This is a genomic window from Paenibacillus thiaminolyticus (assembly GCF_003591545.1).
GTDB lineage: Bacteria > Bacillota > Bacilli > Paenibacillales > Paenibacillaceae > Paenibacillus_B > Paenibacillus_B thiaminolyticus_A.
In genome coordinates, this window is the sequence record NZ_QYZD01000029.1 from 45,127 (window position 1) to 68,313 (window position 23,187).

29 protein-coding genes and 1 riboswitch are annotated in these 23,187 nt (G+C 53.4%); of the genes, 2 read left to right on the forward strand and 27 right to left on the reverse strand.

All coding sequences use genetic code 11. From position 1 onward, the window contains the following. Positions 1-2: 2 nt before the first annotated feature. The 16 genes from DQX05_RS23330 to DQX05_RS23405 all read right to left on the reverse strand — a co-directional run bounded on the left by DQX05_RS23330 (position 3) and on the right by DQX05_RS23405 (position 13,759). The gene (locus DQX05_RS23330) at positions 3-233 is read right to left on the reverse strand and encodes an anti-sigma-F factor Fin (RefSeq protein WP_006678212.1); all 231 of its coding nucleotides are present in this window, start codon (positions 231-233) and stop codon (positions 3-5) included. Between the two features lie 74 nt (positions 234-307). Continuing rightward, entirely contained in the window at positions 308-868 is a 561-nt protein-coding gene (gene pth, locus DQX05_RS23335) for an aminoacyl-tRNA hydrolase (protein ID WP_119795777.1), read from the reverse strand. Positions 869-998: 130 nt separating this feature from the next. Then, a complete protein-coding gene (locus tag DQX05_RS23340; protein WP_119795803.1) occupies positions 999-1,952 on the reverse strand; it encodes a ribose-phosphate diphosphokinase in 954 nt (317 codons plus the stop codon). 126 nt (positions 1,953-2,078) lie between these two features. Then, positions 2,079-3,473 (reverse strand): bifunctional UDP-N-acetylglucosamine diphosphorylase/glucosamine-1-phosphate N-acetyltransferase GlmU, encoded by a 1,395-nt coding sequence (gene glmU, locus DQX05_RS23345; protein ID WP_119795778.1) that lies wholly within the window; start codon positions 3,471-3,473, stop codon positions 2,079-2,081. Between the two features lie 123 nt (positions 3,474-3,596). Further along, positions 3,597-3,881 (reverse strand): septation regulator SpoVG, encoded by a 285-nt coding sequence (spoVG, locus tag DQX05_RS23350; protein WP_006678208.1) that lies wholly within the window; start codon positions 3,879-3,881, stop codon positions 3,597-3,599. A gap of 137 nt (positions 3,882-4,018) precedes the next feature. Beyond that, positions 4,019-4,402 (reverse strand): RidA family protein, encoded by a 384-nt coding sequence (locus DQX05_RS23355; RefSeq protein ID WP_119795779.1) that lies wholly within the window; start codon positions 4,400-4,402, stop codon positions 4,019-4,021. A 37-nt stretch (positions 4,403-4,439) separates the two neighbouring features. Beyond that, positions 4,440-5,273 (reverse strand): pur operon repressor, encoded by an 834-nt coding sequence (gene purR, locus DQX05_RS23360; protein WP_119795780.1) that lies wholly within the window; start codon positions 5,271-5,273, stop codon positions 4,440-4,442. A gap of 150 nt (positions 5,274-5,423) precedes the next feature. Continuing rightward, positions 5,424-6,293, reverse strand: a complete 870-nt coding sequence (gene ispE, locus DQX05_RS23365; RefSeq protein ID WP_119795781.1) for a 4-(cytidine 5'-diphospho)-2-C-methyl-D-erythritol kinase — start codon at positions 6,291-6,293, stop codon at positions 5,424-5,426. Between the two features lie 148 nt (positions 6,294-6,441). Continuing rightward, the gene (locus DQX05_RS23370) at positions 6,442-6,624 is read right to left on the reverse strand and encodes an alpha/beta-type small acid-soluble spore protein (protein WP_006285897.1); all 183 of its coding nucleotides are present in this window, start codon (positions 6,622-6,624) and stop codon (positions 6,442-6,444) included. 179 nt (positions 6,625-6,803) lie between these two features. Continuing rightward, positions 6,804-7,079 carry a biofilm formation stimulator Veg gene (veg, locus tag DQX05_RS23375; protein WP_006678203.1) on the reverse strand — a complete coding sequence of 92 codons (276 nt, stop codon included), beginning with the start codon at positions 7,077-7,079 and terminating at the stop codon, positions 6,804-6,806. A gap of 147 nt (positions 7,080-7,226) precedes the next feature. Then, positions 7,227-8,108, reverse strand: a complete 882-nt coding sequence (yabG, locus tag DQX05_RS23380; RefSeq protein ID WP_119795782.1) for a sporulation peptidase YabG — start codon at positions 8,106-8,108, stop codon at positions 7,227-7,229. A gap of 53 nt (positions 8,109-8,161) precedes the next feature. Continuing rightward, on the reverse strand, positions 8,162-9,076 hold the full coding sequence (gene rsmA, locus DQX05_RS23385; protein WP_119795783.1) for a 16S rRNA (adenine(1518)-N(6)/adenine(1519)-N(6))-dimethyltransferase RsmA: 915 nt from the start codon (positions 9,074-9,076) through the stop codon (positions 8,162-8,164). Next, the gene (gene rnmV / locus DQX05_RS23390; RefSeq protein WP_119795784.1) at positions 9,057-9,677 is read right to left on the reverse strand and encodes a ribonuclease M5; all 621 of its coding nucleotides are present in this window, start codon (positions 9,675-9,677) and stop codon (positions 9,057-9,059) included. Before rnmV ends, rsmA begins: the two co-directional genes overlap by 20 nt. Positions 9,678-9,797: 120 nt before the next feature. Then, complete coding sequence (locus DQX05_RS23395; protein ID WP_119795785.1) at positions 9,798-10,910, reverse strand: 3D domain-containing protein; 1,113 nt, start codon at positions 10,908-10,910, stop codon at positions 9,798-9,800. Between the two features lie 281 nt (positions 10,911-11,191). Next, a riboswitch (cyclic di-AMP (ydaO/yuaA leader) is annotated at positions 11,192-11,397 on the reverse strand. A gap of 196 nt (positions 11,398-11,593) precedes the next feature. After that, entirely contained in the window at positions 11,594-12,361 is a 768-nt protein-coding gene (locus DQX05_RS23400; protein WP_119795786.1) for a TatD family hydrolase, read from the reverse strand. A gap of 111 nt (positions 12,362-12,472) precedes the next feature. Continuing rightward, positions 12,473-13,759 (reverse strand): HD domain-containing protein, encoded by a 1,287-nt coding sequence (locus DQX05_RS23405; RefSeq protein ID WP_119795787.1) that lies wholly within the window; start codon positions 13,757-13,759, stop codon positions 12,473-12,475. Positions 13,760-14,132: 373 nt separating this feature from the next. On the opposite strand from DQX05_RS23405, the gene DQX05_RS23410 reads away from it, so the two are divergent. Continuing rightward, positions 14,133-14,387: an AbrB/MazE/SpoVT family DNA-binding domain-containing protein gene (locus tag DQX05_RS23410; protein WP_005545514.1), complete on the forward strand. Its 255-nt coding sequence runs from the start codon at positions 14,133-14,135 to the stop codon at positions 14,385-14,387. A 211-nt stretch (positions 14,388-14,598) separates the two neighbouring features. Here the strand turns inward: DQX05_RS23410 and rsmI are convergent, their stop codons facing one another. From rsmI to DQX05_RS23460, 10 genes are all read right to left on the reverse strand, one after another. Next, complete coding sequence (rsmI, locus tag DQX05_RS23415) at positions 14,599-15,507, reverse strand: 16S rRNA (cytidine(1402)-2'-O)-methyltransferase (protein WP_119795788.1); 909 nt, start codon at positions 15,505-15,507, stop codon at positions 14,599-14,601. Continuing rightward, positions 15,494-16,285 (reverse strand): tRNA1(Val) (adenine(37)-N6)-methyltransferase, encoded by a 792-nt coding sequence (locus tag DQX05_RS23420; protein WP_119795789.1) that lies wholly within the window; start codon positions 16,283-16,285, stop codon positions 15,494-15,496. Before DQX05_RS23420 ends, rsmI begins: the two co-directional genes overlap by 14 nt. Positions 16,286-16,397: 112 nt before the next feature. Continuing rightward, positions 16,398-16,787: a DNA replication initiation control protein YabA gene (gene yabA / locus DQX05_RS23425; protein WP_119795790.1), complete on the reverse strand. Its 390-nt coding sequence runs from the start codon at positions 16,785-16,787 to the stop codon at positions 16,398-16,400. 33 nt (positions 16,788-16,820) lie between these two features. Next, positions 16,821-17,621: a PSP1 domain-containing protein gene (locus DQX05_RS23430; RefSeq protein ID WP_119795791.1), complete on the reverse strand. Its 801-nt coding sequence runs from the start codon at positions 17,619-17,621 to the stop codon at positions 16,821-16,823. Then, complete coding sequence (gene holB, locus DQX05_RS23435) at positions 17,622-18,602, reverse strand: DNA polymerase III subunit delta' (protein WP_119795792.1); 981 nt, start codon at positions 18,600-18,602, stop codon at positions 17,622-17,624. 31 nt (positions 18,603-18,633) lie between these two features. After that, positions 18,634-19,077, reverse strand: coding sequence for a YaaR family protein (locus tag DQX05_RS23440; protein WP_119795793.1), 444 nt, complete (start codon positions 19,075-19,077; stop codon positions 18,634-18,636). A gap of 68 nt (positions 19,078-19,145) precedes the next feature. Continuing rightward, a complete protein-coding gene (locus DQX05_RS23445; protein ID WP_119795794.1) occupies positions 19,146-19,475 on the reverse strand; it encodes a cyclic-di-AMP receptor in 330 nt (109 codons plus the stop codon). Between the two features lie 61 nt (positions 19,476-19,536). Further along, on the reverse strand, positions 19,537-20,202 hold the full coding sequence (tmk, locus tag DQX05_RS23450) for a dTMP kinase (RefSeq protein ID WP_119795795.1): 666 nt from the start codon (positions 20,200-20,202) through the stop codon (positions 19,537-19,539). Further along, the gene (locus DQX05_RS23455) at positions 20,195-21,826 is read right to left on the reverse strand and encodes an aminotransferase class I/II-fold pyridoxal phosphate-dependent enzyme (protein WP_397335922.1); all 1,632 of its coding nucleotides are present in this window, start codon (positions 21,824-21,826) and stop codon (positions 20,195-20,197) included. Before DQX05_RS23455 ends, tmk begins: the two co-directional genes overlap by 8 nt. Positions 21,827-21,992: 166 nt before the next feature. After that, positions 21,993-22,175, reverse strand: a complete 183-nt coding sequence (locus DQX05_RS23460; protein WP_119795797.1) for a sigma factor G inhibitor Gin — start codon at positions 22,173-22,175, stop codon at positions 21,993-21,995. 250 nt (positions 22,176-22,425) lie between these two features. Here DQX05_RS23460 and DQX05_RS23465 point away from each other — a divergent pair, with 250 nt between their 5' ends. Further along, a complete protein-coding gene (locus tag DQX05_RS23465) occupies positions 22,426-22,947 on the forward strand; it encodes a hypothetical protein (protein ID WP_119795798.1) in 522 nt (173 codons plus the stop codon). 42 nt (positions 22,948-22,989) lie between these two features. Here DQX05_RS23465 and DQX05_RS31485 read toward each other — a convergent pair. Continuing rightward, positions 22,990-23,187 (reverse strand): hypothetical protein (locus DQX05_RS31485; RefSeq protein ID WP_220483249.1); only part of this gene is annotated, 198 nt, incomplete at its 5' end.

Consider the following 23,187-nt stretch of genomic DNA (forward strand, 5'->3'; position numbering starts at 1 on the left):
TGTCATTGCAAAGGCGATGACAGCAAGGACAATTCGGGGTGCATCTGGATCGCTTCTGTACAAAAATCGCAAGTCATTCGCACCGTTACGTCTCCATTGGTATGAACCTTAATATATTCATGGCGCTCTGCCTCAGTCAGCAGATGAAAGCCGAGTCTCGTCTCGTCAATCTCGCTCCCTTCGACGCGCCCGATTAACGTATGACAATGTTTGCAGACATAATTCACAGACATGTATATGCCCCCTATCGCGAGATTATACCGATTCAGTTACTCAGTATGTCCCGGATAGGTCGAGTTTAGCCGGATTACCCGTTAAATTTGGCCATGGTCTGATCAAACGGATGGGTCAGCGTGAATTCGACCGCATCGCAGGTTTTGTCAATGGCCTCCTCCAGCTTGTCCCGCTCGGCCTTGGCGAAGGGCGACAGGACATAATCCACGATCTCGCGTCCCGGCTGCGGACGGGAGATGCCCATGCGCACCCGGTTGAACGACTGCGTGCCCAAGTGCTGAATGAGCGACTTGATGCCATTATGCCCGCCGGAGCTTCCTTGGTACCGCAGGCGGACCTTGCCCAGCTCGGTATCCATATCATCATACAAGACGATCAGGTCTGCCGGATCGGCCTTGTAATAATCCATATAGGCTCGTACCGCTTCGCCTGATAGATTCATATAGGTCATCGGCTTAATCAGCACGATTTTCTCCGTGCCGACGCGCCCTTCACCAATCAGGGCCTTGCATTTGCTGTCGCGCACCTGAATCTGATTACGCTCCGCCAGCCTGTCTATCGCCATGAAGCCGATATTGTGGCGGGTGGACGCGTACTGCATGCCCGGATTCCCGAGCCCTACAATCCATTTCAAGACGGCTCCTCCTTTATCAATGCCGATAAGGGTTACTTCTCTGACCAATGGTCAAAGACGTAACCCTTACTATTCAGACTACTTGTGATTATGTCCCCAAGTAACGTTGCGACATACGCGAACGCTGTTCTTATTCAATCTCGAACAGCTTGCTGATGGACAATTCTTCATGAACGCGAATAATGGCTTCACCCATTAACGGAGCAACCGACAGCACTTTCAATTTGCTGGAAGGATTCTTATGCTTGATTGGAATCGTATCCGTCACAATCACTTCTTTGAATGGTGAATTCTCCAATCGTTCCATCGCTGGACCGGACAGGACCGGGTGCGTGCAGCAAGCATACACATCCTTCACGCCCGCCTTCACCAACGCGTTGGCGCCGAGCACGATCGTGCCCGCCGTATCGATGATGTCATCGATGATGATCGCGGTCTTGCCTTTGATATCACCGATAATGTTCATGACCTCGCTCACGTTCGGCTCCGGACGGCGCTTGTCGATAATCGCCAACGGCGCATTCAGGAAGTCCGCCAGCTTGCGCGCCCGTACGACGCCGCCATGATCCGGCGATACGACTACAATATTTTCCAATTGCTTCGAGCGGAAGTATTGGGCCAGAATAGGCACTCCCAGCAAATGGTCTACCGGGATATCGAAAAATCCTTGAATCTGTGTTGCGTGCAAATCCATCGTAATGACGCGGTGCGCGCCTGCCGTCTCAATCAGATTGGCTACCAGCTTCGCTGTAATCGGATCGCGGGAACGGGCTTTGCGGTCCTGTCTTGCATAGCCATAATAAGGAATGACGACGTTAATGCTCTTGGCGGACGCTCGCTTGAGCGCGTCGACCATGACGAGCAGCTCCATGAGGCTGTCGTTCACCGGATCGCATGTCGACTGTACGACATAGACATCGCATCCGCGAACGCTCTCGGAGAGCTTGATCTGAATCTCACCGTCGCTGAAGCTTGTCGTTACGGCATCTCCCATAGGAATGCCGATGTACTCGGCGATTTGATGCGCCAATTGTGGATTGGAGTTGCAAGTGAATATTTTCAACTTGGAATCACAATACGTCATGATTTTGAATAACCCTCCGTGCCGGTTCTTGGTCATTGAAGTTCTACATTTCCATTAATGGCAATGCGCGTTCAAGTCTATCAACTTAATGCTACCCCTTACGGGAGCTTAATGCAACTGTTATCATTAGGAGTTCCGCTCTTTTTTTGCCTTTGCACGAGCGCGAATCTTGTCCGCGTACCCCGGCTTGTTCGTCTGCCGCTCACGGGCAATGGCGAGATCGCCGGCAGGGATGTCATGCGTAATGGTCGAACCGGCGACGACATAGGCTCCGTCCCCGACCTTGATCGGGGCGATCAGATTGACATTGCTGCCAATGAACGCGTCGTCTCCGATCTCGGTAACGGATTTATTATGTCCGTCATAGTTGACGGTTATCGCGCCGCAACCGATATTGACATTCTTCCCTACCTTCGCATCCCCTATATAACTTAAATGCGATACTTTGGCATGATCGTCCAGAGAAGCATTCTTAATCTCTACGAAATCACCGACCTTCACCTGCTCTCCCAGCTTGGCGCCAGGACGCAAGTAGGCAAATGGCCCGATGCTGCTGCCGCTGCCGACGGCCGCCTCCTGCAGGACCGATTGCTTGATATGCACGCGATCACGGATAACCGAATCGGTCACATCGCTGTTCGGACCTATCACGCAATCTTCCCCGATGACCGTGCCGCCCCGCAGCGTCGTGCCAGGTTCAATGACGGTATCCGCGCCAATCCGGACGCTCGCTTCGATATAGGTCTGCGCCGGATCCGTAATCGTCACGCCATTCACCATATGACGCTTGTTGATCCGCTCCCGCATCAGCCGTTCGGCCTCAGCGAGGGCACACCGATCGTTGACGCCAATCGACTCGGCTTCGTCCGCCGTACAGTACGCTTGCACGATCTCTCCTTGCGATTTCAAAATACCGATAACGTCGGTCAAATAATATTCCTGCTGAGCATTCTGGTTCGTAATCTGCTCCAATGCAGCGAACAGCTTCTCATTGTCGAAGCAATACGTGCCCGTATTAATCTCCCGGATACGCTGTTCTTCCGGCGTGCAGTCCTTCTGCTCAACAATTTTCATGACCGAACCGTCTGCTCCACGGACCACGCGGCCGTATCCGGCCGGCTGATCCAGTTCAGCCGTCAAAATCGTTGCCGACGCTTGTGCGCCTTCATGAAGCTCCATCAGCTTCGCCAGCGTCTCGGAAGTGACTAGCGGAGTGTCACCGCAAATGACGAGAGTCGTTCCCTTCTCCCCGTCCAGAAGCGCCTTGGCTTGCTTCACGGCATGTCCTGTGCCAAGCTGCTCGGCTTGCAGCGCGAACTCTGCCCGTTCGCCCAGATAGCTTTGAACCGCTTCGGCGCCATGCCCCACAATGACAACGGTGCGTTCGGAGCGCACCTGCTCCACCGTATCGAGTACATGGCCCACCATCGGTTTGCCGCACACCGGATGAAGCACTTTATAGAGCTTAGACTTCATGCGTTTGCCTTGTCCGGCGGCAAGCACAATGGCTATTCTTTTCAAAGTGTCCAACCTCCTGCTCTCCCTTTGATTCCATAGAAGAATATATCTCATTATGAACAAAAAGAAAAGAGAGCCCCCTATGATTGGCTCTCTTTCTTTGCAACCCCACAATTACCCAGACGCTTATGCGCCTTCTTCAATAACTTCCTCTTCCGTTGCCGCACGCTCGTATTCAGACAGTACCGCAGCTTGAATTTTCTCGCGTGTTGCAGATGAAATCGGATGCGCAATATCGCGGAATTCGCCGTCCGGCGTCCGTTTGCTTGGCATGGCAACGAACATGCCGTTGTTACCATCGATAACGCGAATGTCGTGAACGACAAACTCATTATCAATCGTAATGGAAGCGATTGCTTTCATTCTCCCCTCTGTGTTGACGCGGCGGAGTCTTACATCAGTAATTTGCACGTGTGTTCACCACCTTTTTCCATCAAGACTTGGTGTATAATTCCACACGCGCAACAAAAATCCTTCTTAATTTTGCCACAAAAAGCGCTTTTTTTTGAAATTTTTAACGTTCTTTAGCCGTTTCGACATGCTTCGATTCAAATCGTTGCGATTAGTTCGATTTCGACAAGCACATCTTTTGGCAGCCGCGCTACTTCCACGGTAGAGCGAGCCGGCTTATGCGATCCGAAATAAGCTTCATAAATGGCGTTGATTTGAGTGAATTGATTCATATCCTTGAGGAACACGGTCGCCTTGAGTACTTTGTCCAAAGAGGTTCCTGCTTCCTCCAGCACGGCCTTCAAATTGCGGAATACTTGATGGGTCTGTTCCTCGATGCCGCCGTCTACAAGCTGGCCTTCCGCAGTCAGCGGTATTTGACCAGAGGTAAATACGAGATTGCCCCATTGCACCGCTTGGGAATAGGGACCTATCGCCGCAGGCGCTTCTTTCGTCGCTACAGGAACTATTTTCTCAGACATGGCGTATCCTCCTTTTCATCCTGAATCTTCTGATTCCTTACTTTATTTCATCGAAATAATTGCCGGGCTGAACGACAAGCTGTCGTCCGCCTGGGTCCTTCGTTCCGACCCGGACGAGGGAGACATAGTCGTTAAGCAGCCGTTCTTCCTTCGGCACGTCTTCGGATTCCACCAGGACGCCGACACCGGCCACCATCGCATTGAACTCATGCAGCAGCTCGATCATACCGTGAACCGTTCCGCCCGCGCGCATGAAATCGTCCACGATCAGGACACGTGAACGCTCCTTCAACGCACGCCGGGCCAATGTCATCGTATGAATGCTCTTATGCGAGCCGGATACATAATTAATGCTGACGGCTGATCCTTCCGTGACGACGTGGTCCCGGCGCACCAGTACCACCGGCAGGTTGAGATGCGCGGCCGTCGCGTAGGCGATCGGGATGCCCTTCGTCTCCACGGTCATGACAACGTCAATCTCGCGCCCTGCGAATGCGGAAGCGAACATGCGCCCGATATCATTCATGAGCGCCGGTTGGCCAAGTATATCCGTAATGTAGAAATAACCGCCGGGCAGTACGCGATCAGGCTGCTCCATGACGGTGCATAATTCCTCGATCACCGGAAGAGCCTTGTCCGGACCGCATTTGGGCATGAACTTCACGCCCCCTGCCGCTCCGGCAAGGGTAAGCAAATCCCCCGTTCCTTCCTCTTCGAACACTTCCTTGATAATCGCCAGATCTTCGCTGATGGACGATTTGGCCGCACCATAGCGTTCTGCGAAGGTCGTGAGTGGAATGAGCGTATGGGGCTTCGTCATCAGGTATTGCGTCATTTCAACCAAGCGGGCGCTGCGCTTCATTTTTTTCATCGTGACTCCTCGCTCACAAAAACCGAATATTATAATGTAAATATTACATGAATGTACGTCCATTATCAACAATTTATCAATATGTCAAGGCAGCAGGCCGCACGCCGAGCCGAAGCGCCCGCTCTAGCAAGCGCATCCCGCTCCGCGGCGTCAGCTCCCCTGCCGTGAACCGAGCAGGCGTACCGCATAGACTTCCTTGCAGAAGCCTCTCAGTCCGTTATAGATCCTCGCTATCTTCGACTCCCTCGATACGAGGCCGAATACGGTTGGTCCACTCCCGGACATTAGGACGCCGTCGGCGCCTAGCTTCATCATCGCATCCTTCAGCTGCTGCACCTCGGGATACAGAGGCAGCGTCACGTCTTCGAGCACATTGCCAAGCGAGCGGCACACCCCATAGAAGTCATGCCCGTCGATAGCCTGCACCATATCGGCCAGTGAGGGATGTTCGGTAATTCTATCCGCGCGCAAGCGTCCGTAAATATCCGCGGTGGATACATTGATCGGCGGCTTGGCCAGAATAACCCAGCACTGCGGCGGATTCGCTATCGGCTGCAGCCGCTCTCCTCTTCCGCTCGCGATGGCCGTTCCCCCGGTGATGCAGAAGGGCACGTCCGAGCCGAGCTCCGCCCCGAGCGCTTGCAGCTCCTCATCCGGGATGCCGAGCCGCCACAGCCGGTTCAGGCCCCTCAGCGCCGCCGCCGCGTCGCTGCTGCCGCCCGCCAGTCCGGCGGCAACGGGAATTTTTTTGTCCAGGTGAATATATACGCCCTGCTTCACTTCGTACCGTTCCTTAATCAGCTTCGCCGCCTGGAACGCCAGGTTCTTCTCATCCAGCGGAATGAAGCCTGCCTGACTGGAAATGATAATGGTGTCGCGCGGCAGTTCCTCCATCTCAAGACGATCCGCCAAATCGACCATGGTCATGACCATCTCTACTTCATGATAACCGTCGCTGCGCTTTCTCAGCACGTCCAGCAGCAAATTGATTTTGGCCGGCGCTTTCTCGTATACCTTCACTCACGTTCACCCTTCTTTATCCTACGGATCGCTTAGGTTATTATAACAGACTCTACTGGCCAAGTCATTCGCGCCAGCCGGAGCGTGCGCCGCAACAAAAAAACGAGCAGGTGAAGTGCGCCTGCTCGCTAGGAATGAAGAGGAAGGATCATGATTTCTTGGCTGCCGCTTGCTCGGCAAGTTGAATAGCACGCTTGACCATATCCCCTGCGTCTTTGGCACGAATGGCACCCCACCCGTACTCCTGAACGGTGTCATAGAAGCCCAGATCTTTGGCCAGCTCCGTCTTCAACTCCTCAGACATGAAGCCGCTGCGTCTTCTCCGGCCCATCGCCATACCTCCTCGCAAGAACCCTTCCGGATTCATGGGTATTGTGCAAGTCGCCGCATGCTCCCGTGCACGCGGTATGTTTATAATGTGGATTATTCCCCGGACACTTATTCATTCGGAGTCGATCCGAAATATGGAATAACAAAAAGGCAGCCCCGAAGGACTGCCATCCAGTTCGCTCAGCCGCGAACATATTCAATCTTCATCTCGCCGTTCTCGGCGCATACGGTTACTTCGACCGTATCTGTTAATATATCTGCATAGCTGTAGGATACCCGCTTAAATGCGTTCTGATCCTGGTCCAACTTGACAATAAATACAGAAGGGTAGGTCTCTTCTAACACGCCCGTGCGTTCGATTGTCTTACGACGGCCTCCATTCGCACGAAGCATAATCTTCTGCCCTACATGAGCTTCAAGACAGCGTCGAATTTCAAACAGCGCGTTTCTCGCCATTTCAGCCACCACCTCTTTCCTTGTCCATTATAAACAATTCCAGAGGTTTTGTCAAATTAACAAATAATTATAACAACAAGTCTAAATTAATGTCAATGTGTTTTTTTGCCCAAAGTGTATAACATATGATAAAAATTCGTTTTTTATTCAAATAACGGACGGTGTAACTTTTAAAGTCGATAAATCTTTCCATTTCGGCATGCCGATCCGGTAGCTTCCTCTTGTCTCGATTCCGCCGACCCCATCGATTCCCGACATGGTATGCGGCGAGATTTCCCCAATCTTCACCGTATCTTTGACCGAGGTATAGGAAGCCCTGACCGCCACATAGACCGGATCAAGCGCGTGAATCATAATCCGCGCCGGAGAACTGGCGAAGTTGGCACCCGCCTGAAGCAGCGCTTCAAAATGGGACTGGCATGCACCCGCCACAATCGTCATCAGATCGAGATGGCGTTCGAACTGCCTGGCAATGTGAACGGCATTGACGAAGTTCTGGGAATTTTTGTAGCTTTGCAAATTGTACAGATCACGCTGCTTCCGCTGCTTGAGCACGCCGTCATGACCTGTCAGTACCACAATGTCGGGCTGGACCACCGGGAGCAGCCGATACAGCGCGTCTGCCATGTTCGCCTCCGACACATAATGGCCCTCCGCAGGTACTCTCAGCTGCCGATAGATTGCCAAGCTTTTCTGTAAATAATTCGGATCTCCGTCCAAGTGTAACACCTTGCCGGGCATTTCGAAATAAGCCGATGAATGGACTGGATCAGCCATTGAAATCTCGGCCTGCTGCCGTTTGTTCTTCTCTTCGAGCGCTTCCACCGACTGCAGCATCTTGATGTGCGCTTGGCGTGTGCGGCGCTTGATGGTCGACTCAGGCACTCTCACCAGATCGTGAAGCGGCGAGTCGGCGATCAGGCGGTAATCCGTGCCTTTGATGATAGCCTCGTCTTGCTGGACCGTCTCCACACGGAATGTAATATCGCCGCCGTAGGACTTGCGTACGACCAAAAATCCTTGCTTCATAGAATCGATCACCTCTCTTCGACCATCCTATGGGCAAACGCATCATTTGGTGCTCATTGATTTGCCGAAGTTGCATCCTTCCCGCCCTTGAACCGCTCATGAAGCACATTGCTGAACCGGGCGAACTCTTCAAGCGACAGCGTCTCTCCCCGGCGGTTCGGATCGATGTCCGCCTCCGCGAACGCCTGACTAAGCAGCTCCGTTCCCCATGCCGTGGCGTATTTGGCCTTCATATTGTTCCACAAGGTCTTTCTCCGTTGGGCAAAAGCCCCCTGGATAACCTCGAACAGGAGCGCTTCGTCCTTCGCCTCCACTGGCGGCTTCTCTCGAATGCGCAGCTTGATGACGGCCGACTCCACATTCGGCTGCGGAATAAATACGGAAGGAGGCACGGTGCATACCAACTGCGGCTCGCTGAAGTATTGGACCGCAGCGCTCAAGCTGCCGTACTCCTTCGTTCCGGGCTGGGCCGCCATCCGTTCGGCCACTTCTTTCTGAATCATAACGACGATGTTTTTGAGCGGGAGCCGTTCCTCCAGCAGCCGCATCAGAATCGGGGTCGTTACGTAATAAGGCAGATTGGCCACGACACTGACTTTGTTCATGGTCTGGAACTGTTCTCGGAACAGCTCGCCAAGATCGACCTTCAGCACATCCCCATGGAGAACCCGCACATTCGGGTACGGCTCCAGCACTTCGCTCAGAATCGGGATGAGGCGCTGATCGATCTCCACAGCCGCCACTTGCCCCGCCTGCTGCGCCAGTTGCTCCGTCAGGGCCCCGATCCCCGGTCCGATCTCCAACGCGCCTGTCGTGCCGTCCAGCTCGGCTGCATCAACGATGCGCCGCATAATATTCATATCGACCAAAAAGTTTTGGCCAAGGCTTTTCTTAAACGCAAATCCGTGCTTGCGCACAATCTCCTTCGTCCTCGATGGCGTTGCGATATCAATCGAAGGCTTGTTCATTCTGTCGTTCTCCTTCCGTACCCGTTACGATATGTGCAGAAGCCCCCAGCTCGTCTAGCTCGTCCAGTTCGTCCAGCTTGACCAGCGCAGCCTCGAACTCCTCTCGGCCGATCTGGAACATGCGGCATCGCTTCAGCAGTTGCTTCGCATTGCAATATCCGATGCCGAGGATCTCCCCCAGACGGTTCCGGCGTTCAGCCGCGCCGGTCTGGATCGTCAGACCCGATTCCACCAGATCCGCCCAGACCAGCTCCGCTTCTGCCGACGGCATCTCGGTCCTGACTTGGCCCAGCGCCGCCCGAATCGCCTCCGGCGATGCGTTCTCCACGCCGAGGTCTCCCTTGGCTATCGCTTCATGCCGCGCCAGGAAGGCGTGCTTGCAGCCGGGCACCCGCTCCGCGATCATCTTCCGAATCCGTTCCCCGGCATGATCCGGATCGGTAAATATAATCACGCCCCGGCGCTCCTGGGCCAAGGCAATGCGCCGTATCGTCATCTCGCTGACGGCCGAGCCTCCCGTCTCGATTGTATCGGCCTCCACGGCCCGCTGGATGGCTACGGTATCATCTTTCCCTTCCACGACGATCACTTCTCGAATCACAATGACTGCTCCTCTCCGGTCCCCGCTGGCGCCTCTATGTAGAAACACAAAAGAAGAGGGAATTCCCTCTTCTTAGAATGACATAAAACGTTATATCTTACTATATGTTATAATGCCGCCTTAATTCAATTCCGGCTTCACCGGACCGATGACATAGACAGTGAATCCGTGTTTGCGGCCGAATTTGCGGACGGTGCTGCTGCTGTCGAAGTAGACGTCAATGATATTGCCCTTGACTGCCCCGCCGGTATCTTCAGCGCGGCGGAATCCAATGCCTTCAATGTACACCCACCAACCAAGCGGAATCACGTCCGGATCGACGGCGATGGTGCGGCCTTCGGATACGATAGCGCCAGATGCGGTCTTCGCCCCTGCAGAGCCCTCCTGTTCGGTATAGGCGGTCAATTCCACATTTTTAAGCACTTTTTTATAATTGAAATCAACGCTTCCGCCAGAATTGCTACCCCCGCTGACGGACAGCACGGCGACTTCCGGCTCTTTTTTGGTGCCGTACGCCACGACTTGGTTCACTTGCTTCGTTTTCACCTTTTTGTCCACCATTTTGGAGTACACAAGCTTGCCGTCCTCATAAACCTTCTCGATTTTCTGAATGACCAGGCCCTCCTGGCCTTTTTGCACGGTCTTGGTCTTGCCTTTCGCTAAGGTCGGATCGGCTTTTTTTACCGTCTGGAACGGAACTGTTACTTTTCGCTCTTCCACATTTTTGCGGACGTCGATAATCCGGATATCCATATTCTGCGATACGGCGGTCTCTTTTTCAGGAATGACCTTATCCTCTGGCTTGACGGGTATATTCAATGCGAGCAATGCTTCGTTAACCGATTTCTTCGTCGTGTAGTGCGTTACTTTCTTACCGCCCATCACGATATTCACCGGCATGGCGCGCTCGATGATGACCCGATCACCATCGGCGATTTCGGAATCCAACGGCTTCGATACCACATCATGGGCCCCAACAGCTATCGCGTGCTCATCCAAAACATCGCGCAGCATCGATTCCCGCGTTATCAAAGCTTCTTCTCGTCCATCCACATAGACGGACAGCGTCTTCTTGGACGCACTGTATTGAAATAATACTGCCATCAAGGTAACTACAACCGCCATAACGATGATGAGAGATACGATACGAACGTTTTCATGCTTCCATCGCATTGCGAGCGACATGCTGGATGATCGGGGTTCATGGGTTTCGTCTTGAACGAGCTGTCCCACTTCTCGGTCCTCCTTACATAGTCCCGCCGTCGAGTGTTACGCATGATTTCTGGCTGACGCGACTATTTGAAAAATGTTTACGAAGCAACCTTGCGGTTCCTTCGTACCAACACCAGTAACGGTTGTTCCTCACCTCCTGTTCCTTACACCTATGACGTCTTTCTTTTCTTTATTCAAAAAAAGAAGATTTCAAGAAAAACAAAAGAAGCCTAGTGTAAGAGGCGACTCTTGATCATGGCTTCTCATTGAAACCCAAACGTCATCAGTTCAGGACGCGCGAGGACCCCTCTCTCCGTACGCTGACGAGGTTAGCTGTCGGGTTCGGGCTGTGAGAGTCGCCCTGTCGCTGCGAACCGGCTCATGGCTCGGCTGCACCGAATTCACCCCAAGGAATCAATCCACGCGTTCAGCCATGCATTAGATGCACCGCCAACACGCCATTTGGTTCCCCCGCTCTCCACTCAAGGAGATTAAGCGATACTGGTTGGTTGGAACAATATTCAAGTTTTCGGTTTCGAACATCTGTGAGAAATCATATCGTGTTTGTAATCACCTTGTAAAGACAGTATCAATTCCGTTTTAAGCGAAAAAGGGTTAAAAAAAAGTAACATTTTCGCATTTTCTCAATAGAATCCACTTATTTGGTGGCCTACATCTTTATTTCATCGGTTTTTCATCGATTTTCATCGTATGTCAAAACATGTCAAAGCATTTTCAGTCGTCATTCTGCAAATTTCTTCAAATTCCATTCCTTTCAATCCAGCAGCCGCTTCGGCAACAAGACGAACGTAAGCAGACTCATTTTGCTTTCCTCGAAATGGATGTGGCGTTAAATATGGGGAGTCCGTCTCGACCAGCAGCCGGTCATTCGGTATGCGGACGAGCACTTCCTTCGGCTGCTTCGCATTCTTGAATGTAATCGGCCCACCAAATGAAATATAAAACCCCATGTCAAGGCACATTTTAGCCGTCTCCCAGCTTCCGGAGAACGAGTGCATGATGCCGCCTACCTCGCTAGCCTTCTCTTCGCGCAAAATGCGGACGACATCCTCATGGGCATCGCGGTTATGAATAATAATCGGCAGCTTCAGATCGCGCGCCAGTCCGATCTGTTCTCGGAACACGCGCTGCTGCACATCCTTGGGAGACGTGTCCCAATGGTAATCCAACCCGATCTCGCCGATGGCAACAACCTTGTCATGCTGTGTCAGCTCCGCAATCCACTGCATATCCTCCGGCTTCATCGTGATGGCATCGGTCGGATGCCATCCTACAGCGGCGTAAATAAACTCGTATTTCTCCGCCAAGGCCATCGTCGTCGGGATCGTCTCCCGGTTGAATCCGACGTTCACCATTCTCGTAACTCCCTGCTCGAAGGCGCGGGCGATGATCTCCTCCCGATCGGCGTCAAAAGCTTCATTATCTAAATGGGTATGCGTATCAAATAACATCGAAGTCACTCCTTCATGATGATGGATGCTAGTCTGCCCGAATGAGCGTACGGCTTGCTGCCGTTCGGGAACGCCTCCTACCTCCATAGATGAAGGGGCAGGCCGCCGCAGTTATCCAATCTCGCCGGGCAGGAACTGCTGCCGCACATCAGCAGGCAGCGCATGCTGGACCGCTTCCAGCTTGTCCTTCGGGAAGTAAATATAGTGCTTCCCTCTCCGGATGCCGCTGATCGATCGGACAATATCCGATTTCTTCGACAGCTCCATCACGCGGCCATACGGATCAAGCAGCAAAATATGCTGCTGCGTCGGCTCATCGCCGACCCGGTACACATCGTACGGATTGTCCGAAGGCGAATCGAACATCAAATCGTACTCCGGATCCAGTCCCGCTTCCGTCCATATTCGGGACAACCGGCGCTCCGTCGCTTTGTCCAGCCGATCCGTCTCAATATATTTGTATAGTTTACGCTCCATGAACCGCTCGCACAAGTCGGCCAACCGCTCATCCTTCTCCATGCGCCACTGCATGAACATCGTCTGGACCAGGGCTTCATCCAGCATCAAATAATCCGAGGTCCCAATCGTGCCCTCGAACAGCGAGGTAAGCGGCGGCAAAAAGAACTGAAAGGCAAACCCTTCCCGATATAGCTCCCCCGCCCGCTTGAAAATATGGCGCAGCAGCATCTCCGAGCTGCGGGTCACCGGATGGAAGTAGACCTGCCAGTACATCTCATAACGGGAGAGCAAGTAATGCTCCACCGCATGCATTCCGCTCTCCTTCACGACGATGCGATCCTTGTGCGGACGCAGAAGCCTCAAGATCCGATCGAGGTCGAAGGTTCCATAATTGACGCCGGTGAAATAAGCATCCCGCAGCAAATAATCCATCCGATCGGCATCGAGCGGTCCGGATACAAGGTTAACGACAATCGGGGATGCGTACGATTTGCGAATGACGGATGCCACCTTCTCCGGGAACCCGGGATCGATCCTGGCCAACACGCGGTGGATCTCAGTATCTTCCAATATAATACGGCAGGTCCAATCCTCGTGGAACATGCCGAAGGCCTCTTCAATCGAATGGGAGAACGGGCCGTGTCCCACATCATGCAGCAGGGCGGCGCACAGGGCGAGCAGCCCTTCTTCTTCCGGCCAATCCGCATACCCGTTCCGTTCGAATTGGGAAATGATCCGGCGCGTAATCTCATATACGCCGAGGGAATGGGAGAAGCGGCTATGCTCCGCCCCATGGAACGTGAAATAGGAAGTCCCCAACTGGCGGATCCGACGCAGCCGCTGAAATTCGCTCGTATTGATCAGATCCCATATCGTCCGATCTTGGACATGTACATAATTATGAACCGGATCCTTGAACACTTTTTCTTCTTGCAGCATCATGTTTCCCTCCTTGGTTTCATGTGACGGGTGCAGCGTGGTACGCCCTTCGGACAGAGCAATCGACTATAAAATGACATCCGTTCCATTTCGACATCGTTTTCACATTTGGCCGAGTTGTCGAAATACGGCGGATGTGTAGCCCTTAGCGAAAAACCGGTAACATATAATACCATCAAAGCGTAAAAACGGGAATAGATACGTTAAAATCAGTTAAAAATCAGATAAAAAATTAATAAAATCCATAAATTAGCATAAAAATTATCCATTTTATAGGTTGACTAATATGGGAATGGTTGGTACGATAATAAACAGTCAATCAGAAATTTGTCGAATCATGACACATTATGTAATTAAGAGGAGAGCGTTGAATATGATGAAGTCCACTGGTATCGTTCGCAAAGTTGATGAACTTGGTCGTGTCGTTATTCCAATCGAGCTTCGCCGCACCTTGGGCATTGGTGAAAAAGATGCCCTGGAGATTTACGTGGATGGAGAGCGCATCATGCTCAAAAAATACGAGCCTGCCTGCATCTTCTGCGGCAATGCAGAGAACGTTACATACTTCAAAGGAAAAATTGTTTGCCACGAATGTATATCAGAAATCCCTCAACCTGTGACAAAATAAAAAAAATAGGTTATAATAGCACTAATCAACTTGTTAATTCTAACCTTTTTCATATCTTCCTTGGTGCCTTCATGGTTTAGAACCCGACCATGAAGGTCTTTTTTTTGCCTTGGAGAGGATGTGAACACGCATTTGAAATGGCAGGCAACCATGCCTTCCGGCCCCCGCTTCCGGAACCTCCTGCCGGCTCATACAGATGAGCCGGAATCCCTCACTTCTCCTCTTCTTCCCGCTTCTCCTGCAGCAGGGCTTCATAGATGTCCCGCTTCGAGACGCCTCTATCCTTGGCCGCCTGCTTCATCGCCTCTTTGCGTGCAATCCCCTGCTCCTCATAATGCGCCACATGCTCCTGCTCGCTTAGCTCGCTCCACCAGACGGTGTCCTCCCCGGCCCCCATTCCGCTTACACCGCCTTCTACGACGAGGCAATACTCTCCAAGCGGAGGCTTCTCCTTAAGAAAGGCCAGACAGTCCGCAATCGTACCACGCACGAAATGCTCGTACCGCTTCGTCAGTTCGCGCGCGAGCACAATACGCCGCCCAGAACCGAATGCTTCGGCCATCCGTTCCAGCGTCTTCTCCACCCGATGCGGCGATTCATAAAAAAGCAATGTGCCCGCTTCCGCCGCCAAGGAAGCCAGCATGTCCGCAGCCCGCTTCTTCTCCCGGGGCAAGAACCCGATGAAGGTGAACCGATCCGTCGGCAGTCCGGAAGCGATAAGCGCGGACAACGCCGCATTCGGGCCGGGGATTGGAATGACCGGAATCTCCGCTTCGATCGCCATCGCCGCCAGATCGGCGCCCGGGTCGGATATGGCCGGAAGACCGGCGTCGCTCACAAGGGCGATACGCTTTCCTTCCTGCATCAACCGAATCAGCTCCGGGCCGCTGGCCTGCTTATTATGCTCATGATAGCTGTATAACGTCTTGCCTTGAATCTCGAAGTGGCTGAGCAGCTTGCGCGTCTCGCGCGTATCCTCCGCCGCGATGATATCCGCTTCCCGAAGCATCCGCACGGCCCGGTACGTCATATCCTCCAGATTCCCAATCGGGGTGCCGACGAGATACAGCCGGCCGCCTTCATCCTTCTCCTCATAGCTGAATTGCTCATTGATCTCCATGTGACCCATCCTTCAACTGCGGCGACTCGCCGTAATAAATATCCATTAGTTCCTGGCAATACGTATTTCCTTCATTATAAACGATTAACGGCGGGAGAATACGCACGTCCGGCTTGCCGTCCCGCACCGCTTCGATCAGCACCATATTCGCTTCCGTTCCGATGCGCGGATGCACGAGGCGGATGCGCTTCGGCTCGATCCGGTATGCCCGCATCAAGGCAATGATATCGCCCAGCCGGGAGGCGCGATGCACCATCGCGAGCTTGCCGCCCGTTCGCAGCCAGCGCGCGGACTGCGCGATCACATCCTCCAGCGTGCATGCCAGCTCGTGGCGGGCGAGCGCCTGATGCTCGCTCAGCTTCGGTTCTCCCGCCGTCAGCGGCATATACGGCGGATTCACCGTAATCAGCTCATAGAACGGACGATCCTCATCCGGTTCGAATAGCTTCAGATCCCCTTCGTGAATCCGGATCCGCTCCTCCAGCCCGTTGAGGGCAATACTGCGGCGAGCCATATCCGCCAAGCGCGGCTGAATCTCCAGCCCTTCAATCGCGGCTCTAGTCCGCGTCGACAGCAGCAGCGGAATGACCCCGTTGCCGGTGCACAGATCCATGATCCGGCCCTTGGCAGGCACCGTGGCGAAGCGCGCCAGCAGAACGGCATCCATCGAGAAGCTGAAAACCTCCGGGCTCTGGATGATGCGAAGCTCGTGGGTCAGCAGATCATCAAGCCGTTCCGAAGGCTGCAGGATGACGCTCTCCTTACCGTGTTCCTTCATTTTATATCGGTAACTCCTTCCTGTTTCTTGCGGTTATTCCCTGTCCGATGCAGCCTGGATATGAAGAAAAGCCGTAGGCAGGAATCCGATTCCCCATCACCTACGGCCCTCGTTATTTATTTAGGAAGGATAGACAGAACAAGCAGTCGCCTTCCGTTCGTAAATGCCCATAATAGACGTTGCAAATATGAAAGCCTTCATGATACAGCCGCGCTAAGTTGTCGTATCCTTCGCCTACCACATTCTCCAGCTCTTCCCCTTCGGCGTTCCGGGCATCCGCTGCGGGTGCCGATGCTCCTTCCGCTTCGACGGGCGATTCCGGATGCTGATCCTGATGCTCCTGATGGAGCAATTGGCGCAGCCGCTGGTTCTCCATGCGAAGGCGTTGATTCTCTTCCAGCAGCTCCTTGACGACGTATTTCAGCGCACCCAGCTCTTGATGAAGGTCTCCCATATGCGTTTCCATATCATGAATTTGCGCAAAAATGTCTTTCTTCTCCAAGTTCCCACCCCAGAGCGTGAAAAGTACGCTTCATTATTTCACTACGACGTCGTCAAAAGGAAACTCCTTCACTTTGTTGATATCCATCAATTGAACGTGAACCTTCCGTTCACCGGCATTCAGGCCGACGACCTTGCCTTCGCCGATCGACGTAACAACCCATTTCCCTACCCCCGGAAGCTCTTCCTTGACGCTCTCATAATTATCATGCTCGTATTTCAAGCAGCACATGAGCCGGCCGCACAAGCCGGAGATTTTGGTAGGATTCAACGATAAATTCTGATCCTTGGCCATCTTAATCGAGACCGGCTCGAAGTCGCCGAGCCAGGACGAACAGCATAAGATCCGGCCGCACGGGCCGATGCCGCCTAGCATCTTCGCTTCATCCCGCACCCCGATCTGGCGCAGCTCGATCCGGGTCCGGAATACGCTTGCCAGGTCTTTGACCAGCTCGCGGAAATCGACGCGTCCTTCGGCCGTGAAATAGAAAATAATTTTGTTCCGATCAAATGTATATTCGACATCAACCAGCTTCATCTTCAACTGATGAGCCCGTATCTTGTCCATGCAAGTCGTGAAGGCATCCTTCGCCGCCTGCCGGTTCGAATCTACCAGCGTAGCGTCAGCCTCGTTGGCAATGCGGATAACCTTCTTCAAGGGAAGTACGACATCATTCTCACCGACCGTCTTCGGGCCGATGACGACTTTGCCATATTCGATTCCCCGCGCCGTCTCGACGATAACGTGCTCATCCCGCTGAACCGGCCATTCCACCGGATCGAAGTAATATATTTTGCCCGCTCTCTTGAAGCGGACGCCGACCACGTTATACAATCATGTACCTCCTTGCACTCCAACCAGAAACTGTTCAAATGCAAGCTGCGGACTGACATTGGCGCGTACCCGCTTCTGCGCTTCTGCTGCCGCGGCCATGCATCGGATCCATCCCTGCGCCGATTTCGACCAGGCTATTCTGCCTATTGCATCCAGCTGATCGCAAAAGACGAGGTTCTCCTGTCGGTTGAATTGATAATTCAGCATATCACGAAACCAGAGGTGGAACAGACGGAACAACATATCCGTATGCTCTCCAAGCTCGGTCTTGAACACCTTCTGTTGTGCCATAAGAAGTGCGGATGACAATCGTGTCCCACACTCCTTTCCTAATTGTAACATTACGTTTCTCAGTTCTGCAAACCAATTCTGCTGGCACAGTTCCCTGCCTTCCCCTATTCCGTTGACGAGATGAACCGCCGCCCGGGCCAGTAAGGCAGAGCAGCCCTCCGCAACCAATGCATTATATATGATCTGGGGATCCGGCGGAGTAAAAGGCACCCATTGCGAGCGCGATTGAATCGTGGGCAGCATCGCTTGTCCATTGTCCGTAATCAGGATCGCGACAATTGGGCTCATCGGTTCTTCCAAAAATTTGAGCAGGCTATTGGCCGCCTGCACGGTCATCCTCTCCGCCTGCTCCATGATATACACTTTGCGGCCTTCCGCCTGCGTGCGGTACGAGAACTCCCGCTGCAGCTCCCGTACCTGATCGATTTTGATGCTCTGTCCTTCGGGTGAAATCACATGCACATCCGGGTGGTTGCCATGCTCGATCTTGCGGCATGACAAGCATTCGCCGCAGGCGTCATCCGTTGCGTTCTCGCAGAACAGCGCCTTCGTAAAGGTGATTGCCGTCTGCAGCCGCCCCGTCCCCTTCGGCCCGCTGAACAAATACGCATGCGAGACTTTACCCGAACGCAGACCGTTCTGCAATAGGGTCTTCGCCCGTTCCTGTCCGATTATTTGTTGAAACGACATCGCTTGTAAGTCCTTCCATTCCTGAATGCTGTCAAAAGCTCAAATTGATCAGCATGCCGCGAATCTCTCCGACCTTTTGCAGCAATTCGATTTTGCCTTGTTCCGTCTCAAGCAGTTCCTCCGCCAGAGCAATCAACGCCCCATCGATCTCCTCGACCAGCTTGTAGCGCTTATTGCGCCCTCGGCGATCCCATCCACGCGAGTCGCGCAGCGTGATGCCCCGGCGGACCGTATCCTCCAGGAACCGCTTCACCAGATTCCGGTATTGCCGGAGTTCCCTGACCGTCATCGACTTCGCCAGTCGTTCTCCTTGACGATAAATATCCTGCAGGCGCTGCTGCAATTCATCTCTGCTCGCTTGGCCGTCCTGCTGCTGCATCATATCCGCAAACGATTTCTGCTGAATGGGCTTCGCTACCGTGTCCCCTATGCGCACGTCTTGGCCAAGGGGCCGGAACCCTGGATTAATCTTCACTTGTTATCCACCTGCATTCTATCATGCTCTAAATTGCGTGTTCAAAGCGGACTTGGTACATGACCTCTCTAAAATTGTTCAAACCGATCAACAGGCATTACAAAAACTGTCGCACCGCCAACTTGCACTTCCACCGGAAGCGGCATATAGGAATCCGTCGTTCCGCTAAGCGGGGTAACCGGCGTCACCAATTGGTCACGCACCTTGCAATTGTTACGGATGACGTTCAGAACCGAGCTGACTTGATCATCATTGACACCGATCATAAAGGTCGTATTGCCTGCCCGCAGAAATCCTCCCGTGCTCGCCAGCTTGGTGGCACGGAAATTCGCTTTCACTAACGCGCTGGACAACCGGTTGCTGTCTTTGTCCTGAACTATGGCCACAATCATCTTCATGCCTATCATCCTCCTTGTGATTGGTTGAACTGATTTTACCCTAGAATGAGAATATGGTTATTTATTTACACATGCGGGGCCCGAAATCCTGCGTTCGCTCGGATAAAATGTCGATTATTTGCTCCTGAATCACCATTTCCGGCTGCGAGGCGTCCACGCGCACGATTCGATCGGGATATTGCCCGGCAAGCCGTTCATAGCCCTGCCGGACCGCTTGATGAAATGCCAGCTGCTCCGTATCCAGCCGGTTCACTTCGCGAGAGCGGTTCGCTCGGATGCGCTCCAGTCCTTCCTCCGGATCAATATCGAGCCAGAGCGTAATATCGGGCATCGTGTGATGCACAGCGAAGCGGTTGATATCCCATACCTCTTCCATACCTATACCCCGTGCATAGCCCTGGTAAGCAAGACTGCTGTCGACGAACCGGTCGCACAGCACGATGGCTCCCCGCTGGAGGGCTGGCTCCACTCGCTCCACCAGATGCTGACGGCGGGCCGCCGCATAGAGCAGCGCCTCCGTTCGCGGATCCATCTCGACATGCGCTGGGTCGAGGATCAAGCTGCGAATCTGTTCGGAGATCGCGATGCCGCCCGGTTCCCGCGTCACGACCACGTCAAGCCCGCGTTCCTCCAGACATTGCGCCAGCTTGCGCATTGCCGTCGTCTTCCCGGCTCCTTCCCCTCCTTCCATCGTAATGAACCAGCCTGGCCAATTGCTTCTATTCATACTGCGTCTCCTCTTCCGTGCCGTTAATCTCGTTCGCAAATATTCGTATCGTCCGGAGTGTCGTATCCCCGGCTCCGTGACATTTCGCCCCGGCTTCAGCCAGCCGCTCAAGCTGGCGGACAACCGCCTCAGTCACGCGCTCGCCGCGGTATAGCAGCGGTATCCCTGGCGGATAGGGGGAGACCGTCTCGGCCGCAATCCCACCGACTGCGTCCCTTACCGGTACCCGCATCCTCGTCGCCTGAGGCGCATCATACAGCGAGAAGGGCACTGGTTCGGAGCAGCTCACTCCGGCTGCCTTCTCGACTATGTCATTCGCCCGCATCGTATTATATGTGGGCGCATCGCCAATGGTCACCGCCACCGCTTCCAGAGCTTCGCCCAGCCGTTCCGCATCGGCCACCGACGTGCTCAAGCTAAGCGCCGCCACCACGTACCGGGGGTCAGCCATCTCGGCCACGCAGCCGTGGGCGGACAGCTTGTCCAGCAGCTCGTAGCCGCTGAGCCGGTCATGCCGATCCCGAAGGACAATTTTAAAAGGATCTTGATAATGATGAGCCGTCGAGGTGTCCGGTCCCTGTACCAGCTCGAATGCCGGCATCGCCTGGATTCGTTCGTGCAGCCAGCGTGCCGCCTCCAGCCCGGGCTCCAAGGCGGCTGCTCCATGCCGGTCCAGCCAGTAACGGCTCAAATCGAGCGAAGCCATCAACGGATACGAAGGGCTCGAGCTCTGCACCATCGTTAACACCTGCTTCAGCCTGTCCCGATCGAGACGAGGCCCCTGCACATGCAGCATGGCGCTCATCGTCATCCCGCCCAGCATCTTATGCGTCGACTGGACGACCCCATCCGCCCCCATTGAGAGGGAGGAAGGGGGGACGGCCGGATGAAATCCGAAATGTGCCCCATGCGCCTCATCCACGAGCAAAGGAATGCCGTGGTCATGGGCATGGCGGGCTATCTCCCTTATATCGGCACCCATTCCATAATAATTAGGGTTCGTGATCATGACCGCCTTGGCCTGCGGATAGCGGTCCAGCGCCTCGCTTACCGTCTCCCCATCCGGCACAATCGCCAATCCGCTCGCCGGGTCGGTCTGCGGCGATAAGAACACCGCGGTGGCGCCCGCCAGCATCAGGCCATGCAAAATCGATTTATGGACATTGCGCTGCACAATGATGAGATCGCCTGGGCGGGTGCAACTGCTCAAGAGAAGCGCTATATTGCCCACCGTGCTTCCGCCTATCAGAAAATGCGTCTCCTCGGCCCCGAAGCAGTGTGCCGCCAGACGTTGGGCATCCGCGATTGGACCCGTCGGGTGATGCAGATCGTCCGTCCCCTCGACTTCGGTCGTATCCATGGCGAGCAGCGAGGCCATGCTGCGGAACAGCTCCTTGCCCGGGTACGACCATTCGTCCGCCATCCTGCGATACAGCTCTCCATCCTTATGCCCCGGAACATGGAAGGAGGCCGAACGGCGCTCCATATAGTCAAGCATCGCGCCAAGCAATGGTGCATGCTGATGAATGTGACGTGAAAAGGTATCTTCTCCGTAATACACCATGAAGTCTGCCCCTTCTAGAGGTTGTTCAAAAAGACCGCTCTTGATCACTTGATGTGACACAGGAAGCAACTCCGCAACCTTCTCGGTGCTGAAAACCAACCCTTTTTGAACACTCATTCCTTGTTCTTATTCCTTCATTGTATCGCAAATCAGGCAGCGCTTCATCATTCCTGCGAGGAAACGACAAAAAAGAGCCCAAAAAGGTTCAGGCTCCTTTGTCTGCTACCTATACATTCATATGCACCCACAACCGTTTTAACCGATGAATGAAAAAAGGATATTTCCGGTCCTGCACGTCGGTCTTCACCATTTCCTGTTCGCAGGAGGTGCAAATGAATTGATTGACAACCACGATGCCGTCCTCTGTTGCTTCACCGCAAATGATGCAGTGGGTCTCCTGATCTTCCATGGCCATCCCACCTTCTATAATTTTATCGTTATTATGCCCTGAACTCTATAAAGTTATACCAGTTTCATAGTTCATTTCACATAATTATATATACGTATGAGGAATGGTCGCATTTGGTGTATGTACGGTCCGTACTCTTTTGCCGCTCAATTCTGCCACCGATCTCCGCTCCCTTCTACATTTTCATAGATCAAATTCCGATATATATCGTATTCCTCAATTCGTGACGCAATCAAAAGGAGGAGCTTCCTTGAGCAGTAGCGAGCGCACCTTTTACAATTATCAGCTCCTAAAGCGGATTCGGTTCCATCGGGTATTTATGTACATGTACTTGCTGTTCGGCGCGGCCGCGCTGGCGGCCTCGATAGGAATGAGCGGTCTATGGGGAGTCGCCTATATCGGCGCATCGTGGATCGTTGTCGTCTGGATTCATTATGTAATCGCGCGTTCTATCTTTGTGATGGATCGGTATACTTTCAAAAAGCGGTGGATATGGAGATTCACTCTCCCCTGGATCGGCTTCCTGCCACAGGATCAACAGTTCATCAGTCTCCGTTACTGGAGAAAAATACTATGGCACACAACGCTCGTCTCTTTGCTTGTCCTGCTAATGATTATGCTCTGGCTGCCGCTCGGCCTGGCCCTGCAGCTGTTCTTCTGGCATCTGTGGATGATAGCGCCGCGCCTATACGCCACCTTAGTTGCCCAATCGGCAAGCAAGGATGGACTCATCAAGCTGCCTGCCGGAGAGATGTCCGTATATAAAGCATAAAATACGAAAAACACCCGTTTTTAGGGTGTTTTTTTCTTTGCGTCAGGCGTCGGTAAAAAAGAACACGGCTTCCGCTGACTTGATAAGGTTTGCGTTCGTGCCTTCTCCTATGCCGAGGTTACGGGGGATTATGGCTAATGTGGGCGGCTTTACCGAAAAATCCTGCACAACCGCAGTATTTATGGATAATAAGAATAGGTAAGGTTTTGAGGTAATCTCCGCCTTTTCCCCTCTTCCACA

Coding starts and splice junctions, on each gene's coding strand:
- DQX05_RS23405 (WP_119795787.1), bottom strand. CDS start 13,759: ATGCTGCAAGAAGAAAAAGTGTTCAAGGATCCGGTTCATAATTATGTA.
- rsmA (WP_119795783.1), bottom strand. CDS start 9,076: ATGAACAAGCCTTCGATTGATATCGCAACGCCATCGAGGACGAAGGAG.
- DQX05_RS23445 (WP_119795794.1), bottom strand. CDS start 19,475: ATGAAGATGATTGTGGCCATAGTTCAGGACAAAGACAGCAACCGGTTG.
- DQX05_RS23410 (WP_005545514.1), top strand. CDS start 14,133: ATGATGAAGTCCACTGGTATCGTTCGCAAAGTTGATGAACTTGGTCGT.
- yabG (WP_119795782.1), bottom strand. CDS start 8,108: ATGAAGCAAGGATTTTTGGTCGTACGCAAGTCCTACGGCGGCGATATT.
- DQX05_RS23340 (WP_119795803.1), bottom strand. CDS start 1,952: ATGACGTATTGTGATTCCAAGTTGAAAATATTCACTTGCAACTCCAAT.
- veg (WP_006678203.1), bottom strand. CDS start 7,079: ATGGCGAGAAACGCGCTGTTTGAAATTCGACGCTGTCTTGAAGCTCAT.
- DQX05_RS23355 (WP_119795779.1), bottom strand. CDS start 4,402: ATGTCTGAGAAAATAGTTCCTGTAGCGACGAAAGAAGCGCCTGCGGCG.
- DQX05_RS23420 (WP_119795789.1), bottom strand. CDS start 16,285: ATGAAGGAACACGGTAAGGAGAGCGTCATCCTGCAGCCTTCGGAACGG.
- DQX05_RS23400 (WP_119795786.1), bottom strand. CDS start 12,361: ATGTTATTTGATACGCATACCCATTTAGATAATGAAGCTTTTGACGCC.
- rsmI (WP_119795788.1), bottom strand. CDS start 15,507: ATGGAGATCAATGAGCAATTCAGCTATGAGGAGAAGGATGAAGGCGGC.
- DQX05_RS23460 (WP_119795797.1), bottom strand. CDS start 22,175: ATGGAAGATCAGGAGACCCACTGCATCATTTGCGGTGAAGCAACAGAG.
- DQX05_RS23330 (WP_006678212.1), bottom strand. CDS start 233: ATGTCTGTGAATTATGTCTGCAAACATTGTCATACGTTAATCGGGCGC.
- holB (WP_119795792.1), bottom strand. CDS start 18,602: ATGTCGTTTCAACAAATAATCGGACAGGAACGGGCGAAGACCCTATTG.
- DQX05_RS23370 (WP_006285897.1), bottom strand. CDS start 6,624: ATGGGCCGGAGAAGACGCAGCGGCTTCATGTCTGAGGAGTTGAAGACG.
- tmk (WP_119795795.1), bottom strand. CDS start 20,202: ATGAATAGAAGCAATTGGCCAGGCTGGTTCATTACGATGGAAGGAGGG.
- purR (WP_119795780.1), bottom strand. CDS start 5,273: ATGAAAAAAATGAAGCGCAGCGCCCGCTTGGTTGAAATGACGCAATAC.